Annotated in this window: 20 protein-coding genes; 17 read left to right on the top strand and 3 right to left on the bottom strand. The window is 46.1% G+C overall.

Translation table 11 applies throughout. The features are described from left to right. Window positions 1–81: 81 nt before the first annotated feature. The 3 genes from yxdL to NST79_RS20685 are packed head-to-tail and all read left to right on the top strand — an operon-like array spanning window position 82 to window position 3,059. Entirely contained in the window at window positions 82–855 is a 774-nt protein-coding gene (yxdL, locus tag NST79_RS20695) for an ABC transporter ATP-binding protein YxdL (protein ID WP_144531298.1), read from the top strand. Beyond that, the gene (yxdM, locus tag NST79_RS20690; RefSeq protein WP_212060082.1) at window positions 830–2,698 is read left to right on the top strand and encodes an ABC transporter permease; all 1,869 of its coding nucleotides are present in this window, start codon (window positions 830–832) and stop codon (window positions 2,696–2,698) included. The genes yxdL and yxdM overlap by 26 nt, the downstream gene beginning before the upstream one ends. Before the next feature lie 13 nt (window positions 2,699–2,711). Next, the gene (locus tag NST79_RS20685) at window positions 2,712–3,059 is read left to right on the top strand and encodes a YxeA family protein (RefSeq protein ID WP_003227084.1); all 348 of its coding nucleotides are present in this window, start codon (window positions 2,712–2,714) and stop codon (window positions 3,057–3,059) included. 40 nt (window positions 3,060–3,099) lie between these two features. Here the strand turns inward: NST79_RS20685 and NST79_RS20680 are convergent, their stop codons facing one another. Then, window positions 3,100–4,065 (bottom strand): iron-hydroxamate ABC transporter substrate-binding protein, encoded by a 966-nt coding sequence (locus tag NST79_RS20680; RefSeq protein ID WP_014481404.1) that lies wholly within the window; start codon window positions 4,063–4,065, stop codon window positions 3,100–3,102. Window positions 4,066–4,242: 177 nt separating this feature from the next. Between NST79_RS20680 and NST79_RS20675 the strand changes: the two genes are divergently transcribed. Further along, on the top strand, window positions 4,243–4,641 hold the full coding sequence (locus NST79_RS20675; protein ID WP_212060084.1) for a hypothetical protein: 399 nt from the start codon (window positions 4,243–4,245) through the stop codon (window positions 4,639–4,641). A gap of 43 nt (window positions 4,642–4,684) precedes the next feature. On the opposite strand, the gene NST79_RS20670 is transcribed toward NST79_RS20675, so the two are convergent. Next, window positions 4,685–4,924 (bottom strand): hypothetical protein, encoded by a 240-nt coding sequence (locus tag NST79_RS20670; RefSeq protein ID WP_212060086.1) that lies wholly within the window; start codon window positions 4,922–4,924, stop codon window positions 4,685–4,687. Between the two features lie 247 nt (window positions 4,925–5,171). After that, a complete protein-coding gene (gene cotNE, locus NST79_RS20665; protein WP_003227093.1) occupies window positions 5,172–5,537 on the bottom strand; it encodes an inner spore coat protein CotNE in 366 nt (121 codons plus the stop codon). Window positions 5,538–5,625: 88 nt separating this feature from the next. Between cotNE and NST79_RS20660 the strand changes: the two genes are divergently transcribed. From NST79_RS20660 to NST79_RS20600, 13 genes are all read left to right on the top strand, one after another. Next, complete coding sequence (locus NST79_RS20660) at window positions 5,626–6,060, top strand: YxeF family protein (protein ID WP_029318590.1); 435 nt, start codon at window positions 5,626–5,628, stop codon at window positions 6,058–6,060. Then, window positions 6,041–6,598: a hypothetical protein gene (locus NST79_RS20655; protein ID WP_003242636.1), complete on the top strand. Its 558-nt coding sequence runs from the start codon at window positions 6,041–6,043 to the stop codon at window positions 6,596–6,598. The genes NST79_RS20660 and NST79_RS20655 overlap by 20 nt, the downstream gene beginning before the upstream one ends. A 39-nt stretch (window positions 6,599–6,637) precedes the next feature. Beyond that, a complete protein-coding gene (yidA, locus tag NST79_RS20650) occupies window positions 6,638–7,450 on the top strand; it encodes a sugar-phosphatase (RefSeq protein ID WP_212060088.1) in 813 nt (270 codons plus the stop codon). A 154-nt stretch (window positions 7,451–7,604) separates the two neighbouring features. After that, window positions 7,605–8,591 carry a choloylglycine hydrolase family protein gene (gene yxeI, locus NST79_RS20645; RefSeq protein ID WP_212060090.1) on the top strand — a complete coding sequence of 329 codons (987 nt, stop codon included), beginning with the start codon at window positions 7,605–7,607 and terminating at the stop codon, window positions 8,589–8,591. A gap of 431 nt (window positions 8,592–9,022) precedes the next feature. Beyond that, window positions 9,023–10,348 carry an LLM class flavin-dependent oxidoreductase gene (locus NST79_RS20640; protein ID WP_163130400.1) on the top strand — a complete coding sequence of 442 codons (1,326 nt, stop codon included), beginning with the start codon at window positions 9,023–9,025 and terminating at the stop codon, window positions 10,346–10,348. 13 nt (window positions 10,349–10,361) lie between these two features. Then, window positions 10,362–10,859 carry a sulfur-containing aminoacid acetyltransferase SnaB gene (gene snaB, locus NST79_RS20635; RefSeq protein ID WP_003242734.1) on the top strand — a complete coding sequence of 166 codons (498 nt, stop codon included), beginning with the start codon at window positions 10,362–10,364 and terminating at the stop codon, window positions 10,857–10,859. A gap of 24 nt (window positions 10,860–10,883) precedes the next feature. After that, on the top strand, window positions 10,884–11,678 hold the full coding sequence (locus NST79_RS20630; RefSeq protein WP_003227109.1) for an amino acid ABC transporter substrate-binding protein: 795 nt from the start codon (window positions 10,884–10,886) through the stop codon (window positions 11,676–11,678). Between the two features lie 22 nt (window positions 11,679–11,700). After that, window positions 11,701–12,375, top strand: coding sequence for an amino acid ABC transporter permease (locus tag NST79_RS20625; RefSeq protein ID WP_014481396.1), 675 nt, complete (start codon window positions 11,701–11,703; stop codon window positions 12,373–12,375). Between the two features lie 12 nt (window positions 12,376–12,387). Next, window positions 12,388–13,137 (top strand): amino acid ABC transporter ATP-binding protein, encoded by a 750-nt coding sequence (locus tag NST79_RS20620; protein WP_089172714.1) that lies wholly within the window; start codon window positions 12,388–12,390, stop codon window positions 13,135–13,137. Window positions 13,138–13,153: 16 nt separating this feature from the next. Further along, window positions 13,154–14,296, top strand: a complete 1,143-nt coding sequence (gene sndB / locus NST79_RS20615) for a M20 peptidase aminoacylase family protein (RefSeq protein ID WP_212060092.1) — start codon at window positions 13,154–13,156, stop codon at window positions 14,294–14,296. Further along, window positions 14,293–15,630 carry an MmgE/PrpD family protein gene (locus NST79_RS20610; RefSeq protein ID WP_212060100.1) on the top strand — a complete coding sequence of 446 codons (1,338 nt, stop codon included), beginning with the start codon at window positions 14,293–14,295 and terminating at the stop codon, window positions 15,628–15,630. The genes sndB and NST79_RS20610 overlap by 4 nt, the downstream gene beginning before the upstream one ends. A gap of 69 nt (window positions 15,631–15,699) precedes the next feature. Further along, window positions 15,700–16,812, top strand: a complete 1,113-nt coding sequence (eutH, locus tag NST79_RS20605; protein WP_003243423.1) for an ethanolamine utilization protein EutH — start codon at window positions 15,700–15,702, stop codon at window positions 16,810–16,812. A 72-nt stretch (window positions 16,813–16,884) separates the two neighbouring features. Continuing rightward, entirely contained in the window at window positions 16,885–17,712 is an 828-nt protein-coding gene (locus tag NST79_RS20600) for a DUF1206 domain-containing protein (protein ID WP_212060102.1), read from the top strand. Window positions 17,713–17,717 lie beyond the last annotated feature (5 nt).

The raw sequence follows: 17,717 nt of genomic DNA, 5'->3' as shown, positions 1-17,717 counted from the left end.
AGGGGATTTTTATGTTGAACGTCCCGGCACTACATGAAAGCAGCCCAGATCAACAAGAATAAAACCATAAGGAGGATTTTCATGGCGAATATGCTTGAAGTCAAACATATAAATAAAACCTATAAAGGACAAGTGTCCTATCAGGCCTTAAAGCAAATTTCATTTTCAATAGAAGAAGGCGAGTTCACGGCGGTGATGGGGCCGTCCGGGTCCGGAAAAACAACGCTTTTGAATATCATTTCAACGATTGACCGTCCAGATTCAGGCGATATCCTGATTCACGGAGAAAACCCGCATCGCCTGAAGCGGACAAAGCTCGCTCATTTCCGCCGCAAGCAGCTCGGATTTGTGTTTCAGGATTTCAACCTTCTGGACACGCTGACGATCGGTGAAAATATCATGCTGCCGTTAACGCTTGAAAAAGAAGCGCCGTCTGTAATGGAAGAAAAACTGCACGGCATCGCGGCAAAGCTCGGTATCGAAAACCTGCTTAACAAGCGGACGTTTGAAGTATCCGGAGGCCAGCGCCAGCGGGCCGCCATCGCAAGAGCGGTCATTCATAAGCCGTCACTCATTCTGGCCGATGAACCAACTGGAAACCTTGATTCCAAAGCGACAAAAGACGTCATGGAAACGTTGCAGAGCCTGAATCGGGATGATCATGTCACGGCTTTGATGGTGACCCACGATCCGGTTTCGGCAAGCTACTGCCGCCGCGTCATCTTTATAAAAGACGGCGAATTGTTTAATGAGATTTACCGCGGGGAAAACCGCCAAGTCTTTTATGAACAAATTCTTGATGTGCTGTCTATGCTGGGGGGAAACGCAAATGACCTTTCTTCAGTTCGCTTATAAAAACGTCACGAGAAACAAAAGGGCCTATCTTGCATTCTTTTTAAGCAGCGCCTTTTCCGTTTTGATTTTCTTTACCTTTGCGATGTTCCTGTTTCATCCGGCATTAAAGGAAGGCTACCTGAATAACATCGCCAAAAAAGGCTTAACCGCCGCGGAATGGATGATCTTTGTTTTTTCTTTCTTATTTGTTCTGTATTCGGTTAATGCATTTTTGAAATCGAGAAATAAAGAATTCGGCATTCTGCTCATGCAGGGCATCACGCCGGGGCAGCTGAGAAAGCTCATTACTGCGGAAAATATGATCATCGGCGTCATGTCAATTGCAGCCGGTATTATCGGAGGATTCATTTTTTCAAAGACGTTCTTTACGGTCGGCGCTTATATTTTAGAAATGGACGCGCTGCCTTTGTATATGCCTTGGAAAGCGCTCGGTATTACGGCCTGCGGATTTCTGCTCTTATTTTTCTTTTTATCGCAGTTTACGATCCTTTTTGTCAGATCAAATACGGTTATCAAATTAATAAAGGGCACTGGCAAGGTTAAACCGGAGCCTAAGCCGTCCGTGCTTCTGTCCTTATTCGGCATCGCCTGTCTGTGCGGCGGGTACGGCATGGTTCTTAAAGGCAATGTCCACGGGGCCGAACCGTTTATCATTTTACTGCTCACCGTCATCGGAACATATTTCTTTTTCAGCCAAAGCAGCATATGGATTCTGCGCGCGCTGAAGAAGTGGAAAACCTTTTATCTGCGCGGGAAAAACGTCATTTGGGTTTCTGACCTTGTCTATCGTCTAAAAGACAACGCCCGCCTGTTCTTTATTGTCAGCATTATTTCCGCGGTTGCGTTTACTGCGACAGGCGTGCTCGCAATGTACAAATCGACCGTCGGGGCGGAAGAGTCCGCTTATGAAATGGAGTATTTATCTTACAGCAACAATCCAAAAGAACAGACTCATTTGAAAGATATTGACCATGAACTGAAAACACACGGCTTTACGTATAAGAAAGACAAAATAGATGTTTCCTATGTTCGCTATCAGGAAGGAGAAACTGTTCCCCCTGTTTACATGATCAGCAAATCGGATGTATCAAAATACTTCCATGTTAAGCTGAGCGGCCTGAAAAATGATGAGGCTGTCTATTTCCCGGGAACGTATGACCGCAATTTCAAAAACGAAGCGCCGGATCAGCTGAAGCTGCTGAACCAAAAAGGGGAGCTGTCTGATCAAAAACTGTCGGTAAAAGAAGTCAAAAAACCGCTGATCTCATTGAATGCTATCATCGCGGTGAATGATCAAACCTTTGATCAGCTGAAATCACTCGGTGATAAAGCGTCATTATACGGCTACAGCTATGATCATTGGAAAGACAGTCTTGAGATCAGCCAATCCTTGCAAAATGAGATTTACGGCAATTATATCGACGTGCATTCTGATTTTGCTTCAAAAGCGGGGACTTACTATGATACGGTGCAGCTGCCGAGCCTGAGTTTATTTATCGGCCTGTTTATCGCAATTGTATTCTTTGTCGCGGCAGCAAGTTTCTTATATTTCAGGCTGTTCACTGATTTAGATGAAGACCGGGAGCGCTACCGTTCACTGGCCAAAATCGGCCTGAGTGAGCGTGAAATGGCACAAAGCGTGACAATACAATTGGCGATTCTTTTCTTCTTTCCATTTGTCATTGCCGTCATGCATACACTGTTTGCCTTGAGAACATTGGCTGTGGAAGGCTATTCTGATGTCGCGGGGCCGCTCAGTCTCACCATCGGAGGGTTTTTCATTTTTCAGCTTCTATTCTTCCTCGCGGTGCGGTCAAGCTATTTGAAAAAAATGAACAAGTAAGGGGAGTGCAAAGATGAAAAAAGCAATGGCAATCCTGGCCGTCTTGGCGGCTGCTGCCGTAATATGCGGGCTTCTCTTTTTTCATAACGATGTTACAGACAGATTTAATCCGTTTATTCACCAGCAAGATGTCTATGTGCAGATTGATCGAGATGGCAGACATCTTAGTCCGGGCGGTACTGAATATACATTAGACGGATATAATGCATCCGGGAAAAAAGAAGAAGTGACCTTTTTCGCCGGCAAAGAGCTTCGGAAGAACGCGTATTTGAAGGTGAAGGCGAAAGGAAAGTATGTCGAGACTTGGGAAGAAGTCAAGTTTGAAGATATGCCGGACTCCGTACAGTCAAAATTAAAGTGAATCATAAAAAACGGCACAGCGTCATGACTGTGCCGTTTTTTTATTTTTTATTTTCTTCGGCCCGTTTGATCAGCATGTCGGTGATGATATCCACCTGTTTGCTGACAGAAATCGGGTCGTACGGGTAGAACGAGTCAAAGTCATTGATAAACACGCGATTATGTTTAACAGCGTCAAGATTTTTCCAAATGGAGGAATTCTCCAGCTTGTCGAGTGTTTTGCTTTCGCCTTTCGGGTTGTAATCCGTAATGAACATATAATCTGCGGCATACTCAGGAATAACCTCTTGAGAGAGCTGTTTCATCTCTCCTTTTTTGATGACATCTTGCTCAATTTTTTCAGGCGCTTTTAACCCAAGTGCATTGTATACAGCTTGGCCGCCGCGTCCGCCATTGTCATTGAACACCCAGAATTCGCCCTTGTCTGTGTTTTCATAAATGCCGAAGGTTGCATCTTTGTCGATGACGCCGGCAATTTTCTTCTTAGCTGCTTCCGCTTTTTTGTTAAAGTCAGCCATAAAGGATTTTGCTTTGTCTTTCGCTCCGGCGATATCTCCGAACATGCTGACTGTGTCTTCTACGTTTTTCGCTGTGTTATAAGGTATGACAACAGTCGGAGCGATTTTCTTTAATTTATCAACATTCTCTTCATTCATGACAACAATTAAGTCAGGCTGAAGCTCCATCACTTTTTCAACGCTGATTGGATCACCGACATCCTTCACATTTTTCAGCTTTGATTTTAAAAACGGATTATCAAATGACCATGAGCCTGAGCCGACCACATTGGCCCCGACAGACAGCAATTCACCGGCATAAAAATCAGTGACGATGCGTTTCGGATGTGCAGGAATGTTGACGTTCCCTTTTGGTGATTTGTATGTTCTCATTTCTGTTTTTTCGGAAGCAGAATCGCTTGAGCTCCCTTTAGAAGCCGTGCCGCTGCAAGCGCTGACAAACATGAGAAGCAGCACAAGCATGCCCACGAGCAATATGTTCTTTTTCATCAAGAACCCTCCCACTATGTATCTCAATAGATTAGTAATGATTATCATTATCAATTAATAATATAGCAAGAAACCTGTTCTCCGTCTATCACTATTTTTAAGGGAGAAAGTTTTTCCCGTTTATGGGTGACGCGGTGTGCCTAATCGATTATTATAGGTAAATAGGAGGAGAAAAATATGGGAATTACAAAAAGAGGTGCCGCTTGGGAATGGCTGCATAGCTGGTGGATGCTGTTTATTTTCATGCCTTTTGCCATTACCAGTTTTTTTGCCTTTTTATTTATTGGCATCAAGGTTAGAAATAGAAAGTGGATCATGTACGGCATCATTTATTTTTTCATTTTTGCGTTTGGTTTTGTTTTGCCCGATCTGCCCGGTGTTTTTATTGTGGTCCCGTTATGGGCGGTAACCATTATTCATGGATTTAAAGTGCGCCCGCTGTATTTGATTCAGCTGGATGTCTACAAAGATCATGTGGAGGCGCGGGCTTTTGCCGAGGCAAGAAGTGAAGCCGAGAGCAGATTTCATGCACCGAAACAGTTTATTCAGGATATACATATTCGCAAAGAACAGTAAGAAAAAAAGCTCAACACTCGCATTGTGTTGAGCTTTTTATATGTTACTGCTGGTAGGATTGCTGCTGAAATGTCGTGTTTTGGCCGAATGGAAGTGTAGACACATTCGTATTCATGACGCTGGATTGTCCAGTAAGTTCCTGTTGCATTTGGTTGCACATGTTGACAACCTGCTGGCACTTTTGAATCGCCATGTCATGCCCGTGCAGTGCTTGCTGAATGAGCTGCTGAGCAGTTTGGCGGCATTGGTTCAGCTGCTGCAAGCCGTGTTGTGTATTATGCATGAATGATCCCTCCATGTATCGATTGACGTGAGTCGGTATTATCATGCAACTGAAATGAAAAGAAATTCCGTCAAAGAGGAACTACAATTATTTTCCTCAGCCCCTCTATCTTTGAATGAAAACGGTAAAGATTGTATACTGGGTACAAACCCTTTTTATGTAAATGTTCCGTTTTAACATATAAGAAATGCGGAAAACGAAACCCTGAGATGGGAGAATCGTATTCCGCTTTTTTTCTTTGTTTCGCTCAGAAACCGCCTTCCCCTGCAGTAAATGGGATATTCAGCCGGTTTTCTACTGTACGGAGGCGCTGATTGAGCCGATTTAGGCGGCGTGTATGGCGTTCAACAGCCTGGCTTAACTGATTGACCTGTTCGGCAATCCGTGCAATTTCCCGATTTTGACGGCGGTCTTCGTTTGTCAGACGGGTTAATTCTCTTGACTGCTGTTCATTTTGCCGTTCAAGTGCTGCGATTCTTCTTTCCAATGCCGGCTGTCTGTCCATTTGGTATGGATCGTATACATCCTGCTGCGGATAAGGATTGTACTCATAGTGGCTATAGTAAGGTTCCTGCTGAGGCAGCTGAGGGCTGTAATATTGATAAGGGTTCATGTGATCAGTCTCCTTGTGGGTGAATTCCTTATAACTTATGTAGTCATTGGCACAGTGGCACGGCATTCGCCCAAAAAAGGAGGAAAGAATGGTGATCCCCTTGAGAAACAAATATGGCATTTTGTTTTTAATTGCTGTATGCATCATGGTATCGGGCTGCCAGCAGCAAAAAGAAGAGACGCCGTTTTATTACGGAACGTGGGATGAGGGGCGTGCCCCCGGGCCAACGGACGGTGTGAAATCAGCAACAGTAACATTTACCGAAGACGAGGTTGTGGAAACCGAAGTGATGGAAGGAAGAGGAGAGGTACAGCTGCCTTTTATGGCATACAAGGTGATTTCCCAAAGCACTGACGGGTCTATCGAGATTCAGTACCTCGGCCCCTATTATCCGCTCAAAAGCACGCTGAAAAGAGGAGAAAACGGGACATTGATATGGGAGCAAAATGGCCAGACAAAAACGATGACAAGAATCGAATCAAAGACCGGCAGGGAGGAGAAAGATGAGAAATCAAAAAGCTGAAAGACTGGTGGCAGCGGGGCTTGTTTTACATATCATTCAATGGATATTTATATTATGGGCTTTTCTCAAAGTCAAACATTTATTTAGTGACTATACGATCTATAACCCTAATGTCATCAGCGGCTCCATGCAGTCCTTATCGTTTATACAAATGATGCGCGCTATGATGTACTCAGGGGCAATCGTGAATTATGTATTGTTTTTTGCCCTTGTATTGCTGATTTATGGCATAGTGCTTCATGCCATCCTGATTGTTCTGGAAATGGCGGCTTACGTCATGATCAGACGGAATCCATCATCTTCATGGGGGTTCTTTTTCATCGCGGCGGGTGTGAAGCTTGCCATCTTGAATATAACCGGCATTCCTTTTCTAGCTGCCGGCTTTCTGCTGATGAAACAGAAAAAAGCAGAAAACGGCGTCAAGGCAGAAAGAAAGCGGAAACCGCGCTTGCGTATCCGAAGACAAGGGCGGCGTCTAAACAGAATCCGGAGAAAACCATCTCTTCCGGTTGAATATCAAAAAGAAAAAACGATATGATGGGACTATAGCCTGAAAACGACATGAAGGAGATGCAGGATGTACAAACTAATTGCAATTGATATGGATGGAACACTTTTAAATGATCATCATGAAGTAACAGAGGAGGTCCGCGACGCCCTTCACGCGGCAAAAGCGGAAGGTGTCAAAATTGTGCTTTGCACCGGCCGGCCTATCGGGGGTGTGCAGAGATATTTAGATGAACTGAATTTAATTGAAGAAGGCGACTATGTTATTGCGTATAATGGAGCACTTGTTCTAAATACGCATACAAATGAAGTGGTCTCGGAGCTGTCTCTCGGTTATGATGATTTGACTTCATTATATGACCTGAGCTTAGAGCTGAAGACGCCGATGCATTTCTTTGACTCATCTAATTTGTATACGCCTAACCGGGACATTAGCGAATTTACCGTATACGAATCCTATGTGACACAGGTGCCGCTTCATTTCCGCAAAATTGACGAGGTGCCAAAAGATATCCTCATCCCGAAAGTGATGTTTATTGATAAACCGGAGAACTTAAGCCGCGTCATTACATCGATTCCGAAAGACGTGAGAGAAAAATATACAATGGTCAGAAGCGCGCCTTTCTTTTATGAAATTCTGCACTCGGAAGCCAGCAAAGGAAATGCTGTACGCCAGCTGGCTCAGCTGCTTGGAATTGAACAGGCGGAAGTCATGTGCATAGGCGACAACGGGAACGACCTGACAATGATCGAATGGGCGGGCTGCGGGGTTGCCATGGCAAACGCCATCCCAGAAGTATTGGAAGCAGCAAACTTTCAAACACGCTCCAATAATGAACATGGTGTTGCGCATGCGATTCACGAGCTTGTTTTGGCTAAATAATAAAAAATCCAGCCTTCTAAAGGCTGGATTTTTTCGTTTTATTTGATGTAATGTCAATTCTTTGACGAATCGATTTGACTTTCGTTATGCTGATAAAACCAATTCGTTCACAATATGTATGATATTAATCTGAATTGAAAAGGGGACTGATCAAATGTGCACAAGTCTTACATTGGAAACTGCTGACCGGAATCATTTATTGGCGAGAACAATGGATTTTGCATTTCAGCTGGGGACGGAGATCATTCTCTATCCGCGCCGTTACAGCTGGAAGAGTGAAGCTGACGGAAAGGCCCATCAGACACAGTACGCATTTATCGGTATGGGAAGAAAACTTGGTAATATTTTATTTGCAGACGGCGTTAATGAAAACGGTTTATCGTGTGCTGCACTTTATTTTCCTGGCTATGCGGAGTACGAAAAAACGATACGGGAAGATACCGTTCACATTGCCCCGCATGAGTTTGTGACATGGGTGCTGTCAGTCTGTAAGTCTTTGGAAGACGTAAAAGAAAAGATTCGATCTTTAACGATTGTAGAGAAAAAATTAGATCTATTGGATACAGTTTTACCGCTTCACTGGATATTGTCAGACCGGACGGGCCGAAGCCTGACGATAGAACCAAGAGCAGTCGGCCTCAAAGTCTATGATAATCAACCTGGTGTCATGACGAACAGCCCCGACTTTATATGGCATGTAACCAATCTGCAGCAATATACAGGAATCAGACCGAAGCAATTAGAGAGCAAAGAGATGGGCGGATTAGCCCTTTCTGCTTTTGGCCAAGGCTTAGGAACTGTTGGTCTGCCGGGGGATTACACACCGCCTTCCCGGTTTGTCAGAGCTGTTTATTTGAAAGAACATCTAGAGCCGGCGGCCGATGAAACGAAAGGTGTAACAGCCGCTTTTCAAATTATGGCAAATATGACGATACCAAAGGGCGCAGTGATAACGGAAGAAGACGAAATTCATTATACGCAATATATTTCCGTGATGTGCAACGAAACTGGAAACTACTATTTCCACCACTATGACAATCGGCAAATCCAAAAAATGAGTTTATTTCATGAAGACCTAGACCGCCTTGAGCCTAAAGAGTTTTCTGCTAAAGCAGAAGAAAGTATTCTAGAACTTAATTAAGATTCCATTAGCTGATTTCGGTATGAATCCGGGATCAGCTTATTTTTTATGTGATGTCTCAGCTTCTGAATGAGTGGGAAAATGGACCGTTCTTCGACGGCGACCACGCGCGTTTATTAGCAAAGAGCAAAAGTGGCGGCAAAATGCGTATGGTCGGAAGTAGAGATAAGGTGCAAGCTACATTTATATAAAACTTTGGATCAAAACGGGTCTCAGTATCAGACTGGTTTTGCCAGTATACAGGTTGCACAAATGCCGCCCCATGATCCCGCGAGATTCTTTTCAGCTTAAAAAGAAAAATTTAATCTTAACTCATTGACAAACGTCCAAGACAAAGGTACATTTTGATTTATTCATATTAAACGACTAGGAATATAGGAGTTTATTTTTCGGATTATTCAGCCTAAAAACATGATAAAAGGAGTATCGTCATGACAAGCAAAAAGAAACAAATCAAATTAGGGGTATTTTTAGCGGGTACAGGCCATCATGTTGCGTCTTGGCGGCACCCGGAAGCGCCGTCAGATGCGAGCATGAATTTGGATTATTTTAAAGAGCTTGCGAAAACAGCGGAGCGAGGCAAGCTGGATATGCTGTTTTTAGCGGACAGCCTTTCAATTGACAGCAAATCACATCCAAATGTATTAACAAGGTTTGAGCCATTCACCCTGCTCTCTGCTTTGGCGCAGGTCACATCAAAAATCGGACTGACAGCAACAGCCTCCACTACATACAGCGAGCCATTCCATATTGCCAGACAGTTTGCGTCATTGGATCATCTCTCCAATGGCCGTGCCGGATGGAACGTCGTCACTTCATCTATTGAATCAACAGCACTGAATTTCAGCGGTGAAAAGCACCTTGAACACCATTTGCGCTATCAGCGGGCAGAGGAATTTGTCGAGGTTGTAAAGGGGCTTTGGGATTCATGGGAAGAGGACGCCTTTATCCGTAATAAAGAAACGGGTGAATTCTTTGACAAAGAAAAAATGCACGAGCTGAACCACAAAGGAGAATATTTCTCGGTTCGCGGACCTCTGAACGTTTCAAGAACCCCGCAGGGCCAGCCGGTCATTATCCAGGCAGGATCATCAGGAGACGGAAAAGCGCTGGCTGCCAAAACAGCCGAAGTGATCTTCACAGCACAAAACCACCTGGAATCAGCTCAAGAATTTTATCAATCCATTAAAGAACAGGCTGCGGAATTCGGACGTGATCCAGAAAAAATCGCCATCATGCCGGGTATTTTCCCAATCATTGCCGATACAGAAGAAGCAGCGCAAGCCAAATACAAGGAGCTTCAAGATCTGATTATCCCATCTGTCGGTCTGCAAATTCTCCAAAATTACTTGGGCGGAATTGATTTGTCAGCATATCCGCTTGATGGGCCGCTGCCGAAGCTTGACGCAGAAGCTTCCAATGCGGTGAAGAGCCGCTTCAAGCTTGTTCAGGAAATGGCTGAACGGGACAATATGACGATACGAGAGCTTTACAAATACGTTGCAGGCTCCAGAGGCCACCATATCTTCGTCGGCACGCCGGAGCAGCTCGCCGACAAGATGCAGGAATGGGTGGATACGAAAGCGTGTGACGGGTTTAACATCATGCCTCCGCTTCTTCCAGAAGGAATTGAAGTGTTTGTTGATCAAGTGGTTCCGATTTTACAGGAGCGCGGCGTGTTCAGAAAAGAATATGAAGGCACAACATTACGAGAGCACTTCGGTTTGGAAAAGCCGGTAAACCGCTATGCAAAGTAAGGAGGAACGCTAGATGAAGCCACGATACCGCCTTGCAGTTGAACGTGATGCCGAACAGCTTCTCGAGCTGACATTGCGGGCTTATGAACCGATTCGAAAGCTCGGCATTCGTTTTGCTGCCGCTCATGCGGATTTGGATTTGGTGCTGAAAAATATTCGGGAAAATGCTTGCTACGTCATGGAAGAAGACGGGCGGATCATCGCGACCATCACCTTGAGAATGCCTTGGGGAAAACAGCCGGGACCGTATGGCGTTCCGCATATCTGGTGGTTTGCTGTGGACCCCGACACCGGAAAAAAAGGAATCGGAACAAAGCTGCTTCAATGGCTGGAGGAAACAATCCTTCGCGATACGTTAAAGGTTCCGTTTGTCTCACTCGGAACAGCGGATAAGCATCCGTGGCTGATTGAGATGTACGAACGAAAAGGATATGTCCGCTCAGGTGAACAAGACCTTGGAAAAGGGCATATCACAGTCTATATGAAAAAACAATTGCGACATGATCTATAAAAATAGAAAAGGCGGGAAAATCAAATGAAGATGAAAAAATGGACAGTGCTGGTCGTTGCTGCATTATTAGCGGTGCTCTCAGCTTGCGGCAATGGAAACAGCAGCAGTAAAGAGGATGACAATGTGCTTCATGTCGGTGCGACAGGACAAAGTTACCCATTTGCTTATAAAGAAAACGGAAAGCTGACAGGTTTTGACGTGGAAGTGATGGAAGCAGTCGCTAAGAAAATTGACATGAAACTGGACTGGAAGCTGCTTGAATTCAGCGGGCTGATGGGAGAGCTTCAAACAGGCAAGCTTGACACCATTTCTAACCAGGTAGCTGTGACAGACGAACGTAAGGAAACGTATAACTTTACGAAACCATACGCTTATGCGGGAACACAGATTGTCGTCAAAAAAGACAATACAGACATCAAATCAGTAGACGATTTGAAAGGCAAGACAGTCGCAGCCGTTCTCGGTTCAAACCACGCGAAAAACCTTGAAAGCAAAGATCCTGATAAAAAAATCAATATCAAAACGTACGAAACACAAGAGGGTACGCTGAAGGATGTTGCGTACGGCCGTGTAGACGCTTATGTCAACAGCCGCACTGTGCTGATCGCGCAAATCAAGAAGACCGGTTTGCCATTAAAGCTTGCAGGAGATCCGATTGTTTACGAACAGGTTGCATTCCCATTTGCCAAGGACGATGCGCACGACAAGCTCCGCAAAAAAGTCAATAAGGCGCTAGATGAATTGCGTAAAGACGGAACACTGAAAAAACTCTCTGAAAAATACTTTAATGAAGATATCACAGTAGAACAGAAGCATTAAGAAACGGCGGTGACTCACCAGAATGAACACGATTGATTGGGAATTCATGATATCAGCGTTCCCGACTTTAATTCAGGCCCTTCCGATCACGTTGTTTATGGCCATAGCAGCTATGATTTTTGCCATTATCGGAGGACTTATTCTCGCACTCATCACAAAGAACAAAATTCCAGTGCTTCATCAGCTGTCAAAGCTGTATATATCCTTTTTCCGAGGCGTGCCGACACTGGTGCAGCTGTTCTTAATCTATTACGGGCTGCCGCAGCTGTTTCCAGAGATGAGCAAAATGACAGCTCTCACAGCTGCCATCATCGGGTTAAGCTTAAAAAATGCAGCATATTTGGCAGAAATCTTCCGGGCTGCCCTCAATTCTGTTGATGACGGGCAACTGGAGGCGTGCCTGTCTGTCGGTATGACAAAATTTCAGGCATACAGACGGATTATTTTGCCGCAAGCGATCCGAAATGCGATCCCGGCAACGGGCAATACATTTATCGGGCTCCTGAAAGAAACGTCACTGGCCTTTACATTAGGGGTCATGGAGATGTTCGCCCAAGGGAAGATGTACGCTTCAGGAAACCTCAAATATTTTGAGACGTACTTGGCGGTTGCGATCGTCTATTGGATTCTTACCATGATCTACAGCATGTTGCAGGACTTGTTTGAACGTGCCATGAGCAAGCCATACCGGACTTAGAGGTGAAATCAGTTGATAACAGTAAAAAATATTCGCAAAGCGTTTAAAGATCTCGTCGTGCTCGACGGAATCGATCTAGAAGTGAAACGCGGAGAAGTGGTGGCAATCATCGGTCCGTCCGGTTCCGGAAAATCAACGCTTCTCCGGTGCTTAAATTTATTAGAGCGTCCGGATCAAGGACTTATTGAAATCGGAGAAGCCAAACTGAACGCGGAAAAGTTTACACGCAAGGAAGCATATCGGCTTCGCCAGCAAACGGCCATGGTCTTTCAAAACTACAATCTGTTTAAAAATAAAACGGCTCTGCAAAACATTACAGAAGCTTTAATCGTGGCTCAACATAAACCACGCGACGAAGCGAAACGTATTGGAATGGAGATTCTGAAACAAGTCGGTCTGGAGCATAAGGCTGACAGCTATCCGATCACAATGTCCGGCGGCCAGCAGCAGCGAATCGGCATCGCCCGGGCGCTTGCGGTCAATCCGCATGCGATTTTGCTGGATGAACCAACTTCAGCGCTTGACCCTGAGCTCGTCACAGGGGTGCTTCAGGTCATCAAGTCCATTGCGGAAAAACAAACAACGATGATCATTGTTACACACGAAATGGCGTTTGCAAAAGAGGTTGCTGATCAAGTGATTTTTATGGCAGACGGCCATATTATCGAGCAGGGAACGCCAGAGGAATTGTTTGACCATCCGAAAAACGAACGGACGAAACGATTTATCAAGCAGGTGGGAGAGCCTGCAGAGCTTATATAAGAAGGGGAGAAGAACAATGGCCGACAAAGCGTTTCATACCCGTTTAATCAATATGCGGCGTGATCTTCATGAACATCCTGAGCTGTCATTTCAAGAGATTGAAACGACAAAAAAAATCCGCCGCTGGCTTGAGGAGGAGCAAATCGAAATACTTGATGTTCCTCAATTGGAGACTGGTGTGATTGCAGAAATCAAAGGACGGGAAGACGGCCCCGTGATAGCAATACGAGCGGACATTGACGCGCTCCCGATCCAAGAACAGACGAATCTCCCATTTGCATCTAAGGTTGATGGCACAATGCATGCGTGCGGACACGATTTTCATACTGCTTCTATTATTGGCACAGCGATTTTGCTGAATCAAAGAAAGGCCGAGCTGAAAGGTACAGTCCGCTTTATCTTTCAGCCGGCCGAAGAAATTGCAGCAGGAGCAAGAAAGGTCATAGAAGCTGGCGTACTTGATGACGTTTCCGCAATTTTCGGCATGCACAATAAGCCGGATCTGCCTGTCGGAACCATTGGTGTAAAGGAAGGTCCGCTTATGGCAAGTGTTGACCGGTTTGAGATCGTCATCAAAGGGAAAGGCGGACACGCCGGCATCCCGAATAACAGTATTGATCCAATCGCTGCAGCCGGACAAATCATCAGCGGGCTGCAATCTGTGGTCAGCCGCAATATCAGCTCACTGCAAAACGCAGTCGTCAGTATCACAAGAGTACAGGCGGGCACCTCGTGGAACGTAATTCCAGACCAAGCTGAAATGGAGGGGACGGTTCGAACCTTTCAAAAAGAAGCGAGGCAGGCTGTTCCGGAGCATATGAGACGAGTGGCTGAAGGAATTGCAGCGGGCTATGGGGCACAAGCAGAATTCAAGTGGTTTCCTTATTTGCCTTCCGTTCAGAATGACGGCACATTTTTGAATGCGGCATCCGAAGCTGCGGCACGGCTTGGCTATCAAACCGTTCACGCTGAGCAGTCTCCGGGCGGAGAAGACTTCGCTCTGTATCAAGAGAAGATTCCGGGATTTTTTGTCTGGATGGGAACGAACGGGACGGAGGAGTGGCATCATCCGGCCTTTACACTGGATGAAGATGCCCTTACGGTTGCCTCACAATACTTTGCGGAGCTGGCGGTTATTGTATTGGAGACCATCAAATGAGCAAACAAGGGCTGACAGCAGGTCTTGCAGAGGCTGTGAGAACGTCACAACCTGAGCATTCAGTTGACGCGATTCGCAAAGCAAAAAAAGGATTACTTGATTTTACTGCCGCTTCATTCGCAGGAAGAGAAGATAAAGGAATTCAAAAGCTCCTCCGTCTGATAGAGGATGAAGGAGGCCGGCCCCTTGTTCCTATTATCGGACAGGGCAAAAAGGCCGCGCCATTACAATCCGCGATGCTGAATGGATTTATCGCCCATGCATTGGATTTTGATGATGTCCACTCCGATGTAAGAGGACACCCCAGTGCAGTCATCGTGCCGGCCCTTATTGCATCTGCCGCTCGCGGACATGACGAGCGGCTTCTTGGCGCTTATATTGTTGGTGTTGAAGTGATGGCACGGCTGGGAGAATCAATTGGCAGCCGCCACTATGAAAAGGGCTGGCATAATACAGGAACGCTTGGTGCCATCGCTGCTGCCTGCGCCGTAGGTTATGCTGAGGAGCTGACTCAGGAAGAGCTGGAAAAAGCAATTGGTTTTGCGGCTACGCAATCTGCTGGGATGAGGGTGCAATTTGGAACAGAAATGAAACCGCTGCACGCCGGTTTGGCGGCTCAGGCTGGCTTGCTGGCCGTTAAGCTGGCCCAATCAGAATTTGGCGGGTCCCGGACGGCACTTGATGGAGAAACTGGTTTCTTCAGTCTGTACGGTGACGTTGAAAAAGCACAACATACTTTGCTAAACGATTGGGGGGCACCGTGGAGAATTGTGCAGCCGGGTCTATGGTTTAAAATCTATCCATTTTGTTCCGCAGCACACCATGCTGCAGATGCGGTACGAAAGCTTATCTCCGAAGAAACCATTTCTGCTGCCAATACCGAACGTATTGAAGTGATCTTTCCGCCAGGCGGAGATGCTGCATTGACGGAAAGATCTCCGAAAACTGGAGAGGAAGGCCGTTTCAGCGTTGAATATGTGATTGCTCTTGCCTTGCATGGACACGACCTGACCGTTGAACATTTCAACAGCCAGCCGATCCCAAACGGCATTCAAACGACAATAGGGCATATTCAGCGCGTATATGACAATGCTATTCAGCCGGCTCCTCATGCCGTTCCAAAAGGCCGTTTCACGATTGTCCGGGCCTATTTATCAGACGGCCGGATTTGCGAAGCGCGTGTGGACTGCCCAAAAGGGGCGCCAGGAAATGAGCTGTCGGAAGAAGACATAATAGAAAAATTGACATTAACGGTCCCGCAAGAAAAAGCGCGGAGCATCATAACAGCCGTTGAAAAAGCCGATATAAAAGAATTTTTAGCTCATATTGAATAAGATCAACTCTATTCGATGATTTCAGATGATATGATAAAACCAATCATACGTTTGAAAAAGGAGAAAACCATGACGGTGAATGACGCGGTTGTATTCATTTTGGCTGCCTTTTTACTATGGGGAGCGGCGGATTATTGTTTGGGAAACAGATGGGGGCTAGGCGAGCGGTTTGCGGACGGCTTTAAGGCTATGGGGCCGCTGGCGCTGTCCATGATCGGAATTGTGTCGCTGGCGCCCGTGCTGGCAGCAATCTTGATTCCCATTGTTGCTCCGTTTTACACAGCGATTGGCGCGGATCCTTCTTCCTTTGCGAACACCATTTTGGCGATTGATATGGGAGGATATGCGCTGGCTGGAGAAATGGCGAAAGATCCGCAGGCCGGGCTGTTTTCATGGGTGTTTTTAGGAACAATGATGGGGCCGGCAATCGTCTTCACGATTCCCGTCGCTCTTGGCATCATCGAAAAAGAGGATCATCCGTATTTTGCGAAAGGCATATTAATCGGGCTGTGCACAGTGCCGATCGGTTGCTTAATCGGCGGATTATGCGCAGGCTTTGACATCGGCATGATAGGTAAAAATCTTCTGATCCCGAGTCTGTTATCTGCTGTCATCGCTTTTGGGTTATGGCGATACACCGACAGAATGATTCAGTTGTTTCATCTCTTCGGGAAAGCGGTCAGTATGGTTGCGATTATCGGGCTTGCAGCTGTTTCTGTTGAAACGATGACCGGCATTGTGCTGATTCCGGGAATGGAGAATGTCGAGACAGGGATACAAACGACAGGGACCATCGCCATTGCTCTGGCAGGGGCGTTCCCGATGACGGCATTTATTACAAAAACCTTTAAAAAACCGCTTCAGGCTCTGGGGAAATGCCTTCATTTAGATGAGACAGCAACAGCAGGCTTAGTGACCTCTTTGGCGCATCATATCCCAATGCTGGCTTCATTAAAGGATATGACGCCGAGAGGAAAGGTCATCAATGTCGCGTTTGCGGTCAGCGGCGCCTTTGTACTCGGCAGCCATCTCGGTTTTGTAGCTGGAATGAAAAAAGAAATGGCGGCGGCCATGATCATTGGGAAATTAGCAGGCGGAGTCACAGCTGCCGCAGCGGCTGCTTGGATGACACCTGCACAATCAGCTAAACAGCAAAAACGTATCTCAGCCAGCCATAGCTGAGGCAGAAGCTGTTTCAACTTTGTCCAATCGGGAATGTTACAGTAAAGATTTCTGTGAAAGAGGGTTGGACACATGGCGGTGAAAGACCGGTACATGTCAAAAATAAAACAGGAAACCAAGCCTTGGATCAAACGATTCGGGAGGCTTGGTTATTTTGCATTCGGCGGCGTTTTTATTCTGCTTGGGGTTTTGGCTTTTATGACGGCTGCCGGGGCAGGCCGCGCCAAAGATTCGAGCGGAGCTCTCCAAACGCTATCACGCATGCCGTATGGGTCACTATTGCTTTTTTTAATAGGCATCGGCCTTATCGGCTATGTAATCTGGATGGTGTTAAGTGCGATCAAGGACACGGAGGGGCACGGAAACAGCAGGCGAGGCCTGTCACGGAGAATAGGAAACTTTTTCAGTGCCGCCGTTTATACATCCATCGCTTGGAATGCCTTGCGATTTGTGTTTGGCCAAGGGGACGGCGGCACTTCAGAACAGACGTGGTCCGCTTATGTATTGGCGCAGCCGTTCGGCCAATGGCTCACAGGGCTTACGGGTGCGGGTTTTATCGTATTTGCGATTATTCAATTTATGAAAGGCGTTCGGGCTGCTTTTATGAAAGAATTCGATACATCAAAAATGAACAAACAGATGATATGCATCACGAAAAACACCGGGCGCGCAGGCAATATCGCCCGCGCCATTATTTTCTCAGCCATCGGCTATTTTCTCATCAAGACAGCCATGACCGCTGATCCTGACGATACAAGAGGTTTTGACGGTGCGCTCGCCGAACTCGCGCAGCAGCCGCATGGCAAATTGATTCTGTCTATATTGGCATTAGGCCTGATCCTATATGGAATGTACGCCATTATGAAAGGCATTTATCAGCATATGACCTGGGAGAAATAAGCTCT

Source organism: Bacillus sp. PS196 (genome assembly GCF_037963555.1).
Taxonomy (GTDB): domain Bacteria; phylum Bacillota; class Bacilli; order Bacillales; family Bacillaceae; genus Bacillus; species Bacillus subtilis.
Note: the sequence above shows the minus strand (reverse complement) of the source record. Positions and strands in the feature narration are given on the sequence as shown.

Bases quoted from the DNA above. Each gene is read 5' to 3' on its own strand.
- NST79_RS20630 (WP_003227109.1), top strand. From the start codon at position 10,884: ATGAAGATGAAAAAATGGACAGTGCTGGTCGTTGCTGCATTATTAGCG.
- NST79_RS20670 (WP_212060086.1), bottom strand. From the start codon at position 4,924: ATGCATAATACACAACACGGCTTGCAGCAGCTGAACCAATGCCGCCAA.
- yxdM (WP_212060082.1), top strand. From the start codon at position 830: ATGACCTTTCTTCAGTTCGCTTATAAAAACGTCACGAGAAACAAAAGG.
- snaB (WP_003242734.1), top strand. From the start codon at position 10,362: ATGAAGCCACGATACCGCCTTGCAGTTGAACGTGATGCCGAACAGCTT.
- cotNE (WP_003227093.1), bottom strand. From the start codon at position 5,537: ATGAACCCTTATCAATATTACAGCCCTCAGCTGCCTCAGCAGGAACCT.
- yidA (WP_212060088.1), top strand. From the start codon at position 6,638: ATGTACAAACTAATTGCAATTGATATGGATGGAACACTTTTAAATGAT.
- NST79_RS20685 (WP_003227084.1), top strand. From the start codon at position 2,712: ATGAAAAAAGCAATGGCAATCCTGGCCGTCTTGGCGGCTGCTGCCGTA.
- yxdL (WP_144531298.1), top strand. From the start codon at position 82: ATGGCGAATATGCTTGAAGTCAAACATATAAATAAAACCTATAAAGGA.
- NST79_RS20610 (WP_212060100.1), top strand. From the start codon at position 14,293: ATGAGCAAACAAGGGCTGACAGCAGGTCTTGCAGAGGCTGTGAGAACG.
- NST79_RS20625 (WP_014481396.1), top strand. From the start codon at position 11,701: ATGAACACGATTGATTGGGAATTCATGATATCAGCGTTCCCGACTTTA.
- sndB (WP_212060092.1), top strand. From the start codon at position 13,154: ATGGCCGACAAAGCGTTTCATACCCGTTTAATCAATATGCGGCGTGAT.
- eutH (WP_003243423.1), top strand. From the start codon at position 15,700: ATGACGGTGAATGACGCGGTTGTATTCATTTTGGCTGCCTTTTTACTA.
- NST79_RS20655 (WP_003242636.1), top strand. From the start codon at position 6,041: ATGAGAAATCAAAAAGCTGAAAGACTGGTGGCAGCGGGGCTTGTTTTA.
- NST79_RS20675 (WP_212060084.1), top strand. From the start codon at position 4,243: ATGGGAATTACAAAAAGAGGTGCCGCTTGGGAATGGCTGCATAGCTGG.
- NST79_RS20600 (WP_212060102.1), top strand. From the start codon at position 16,885: ATGGCGGTGAAAGACCGGTACATGTCAAAAATAAAACAGGAAACCAAG.
- NST79_RS20660 (WP_029318590.1), top strand. From the start codon at position 5,626: ATGGTGATCCCCTTGAGAAACAAATATGGCATTTTGTTTTTAATTGCT.
- NST79_RS20680 (WP_014481404.1), bottom strand. From the start codon at position 4,065: ATGAAAAAGAACATATTGCTCGTGGGCATGCTTGTGCTGCTTCTCATG.
- NST79_RS20640 (WP_163130400.1), top strand. From the start codon at position 9,023: ATGACAAGCAAAAAGAAACAAATCAAATTAGGGGTATTTTTAGCGGGT.
- yxeI (WP_212060090.1), top strand. From the start codon at position 7,605: ATGTGCACAAGTCTTACATTGGAAACTGCTGACCGGAATCATTTATTG.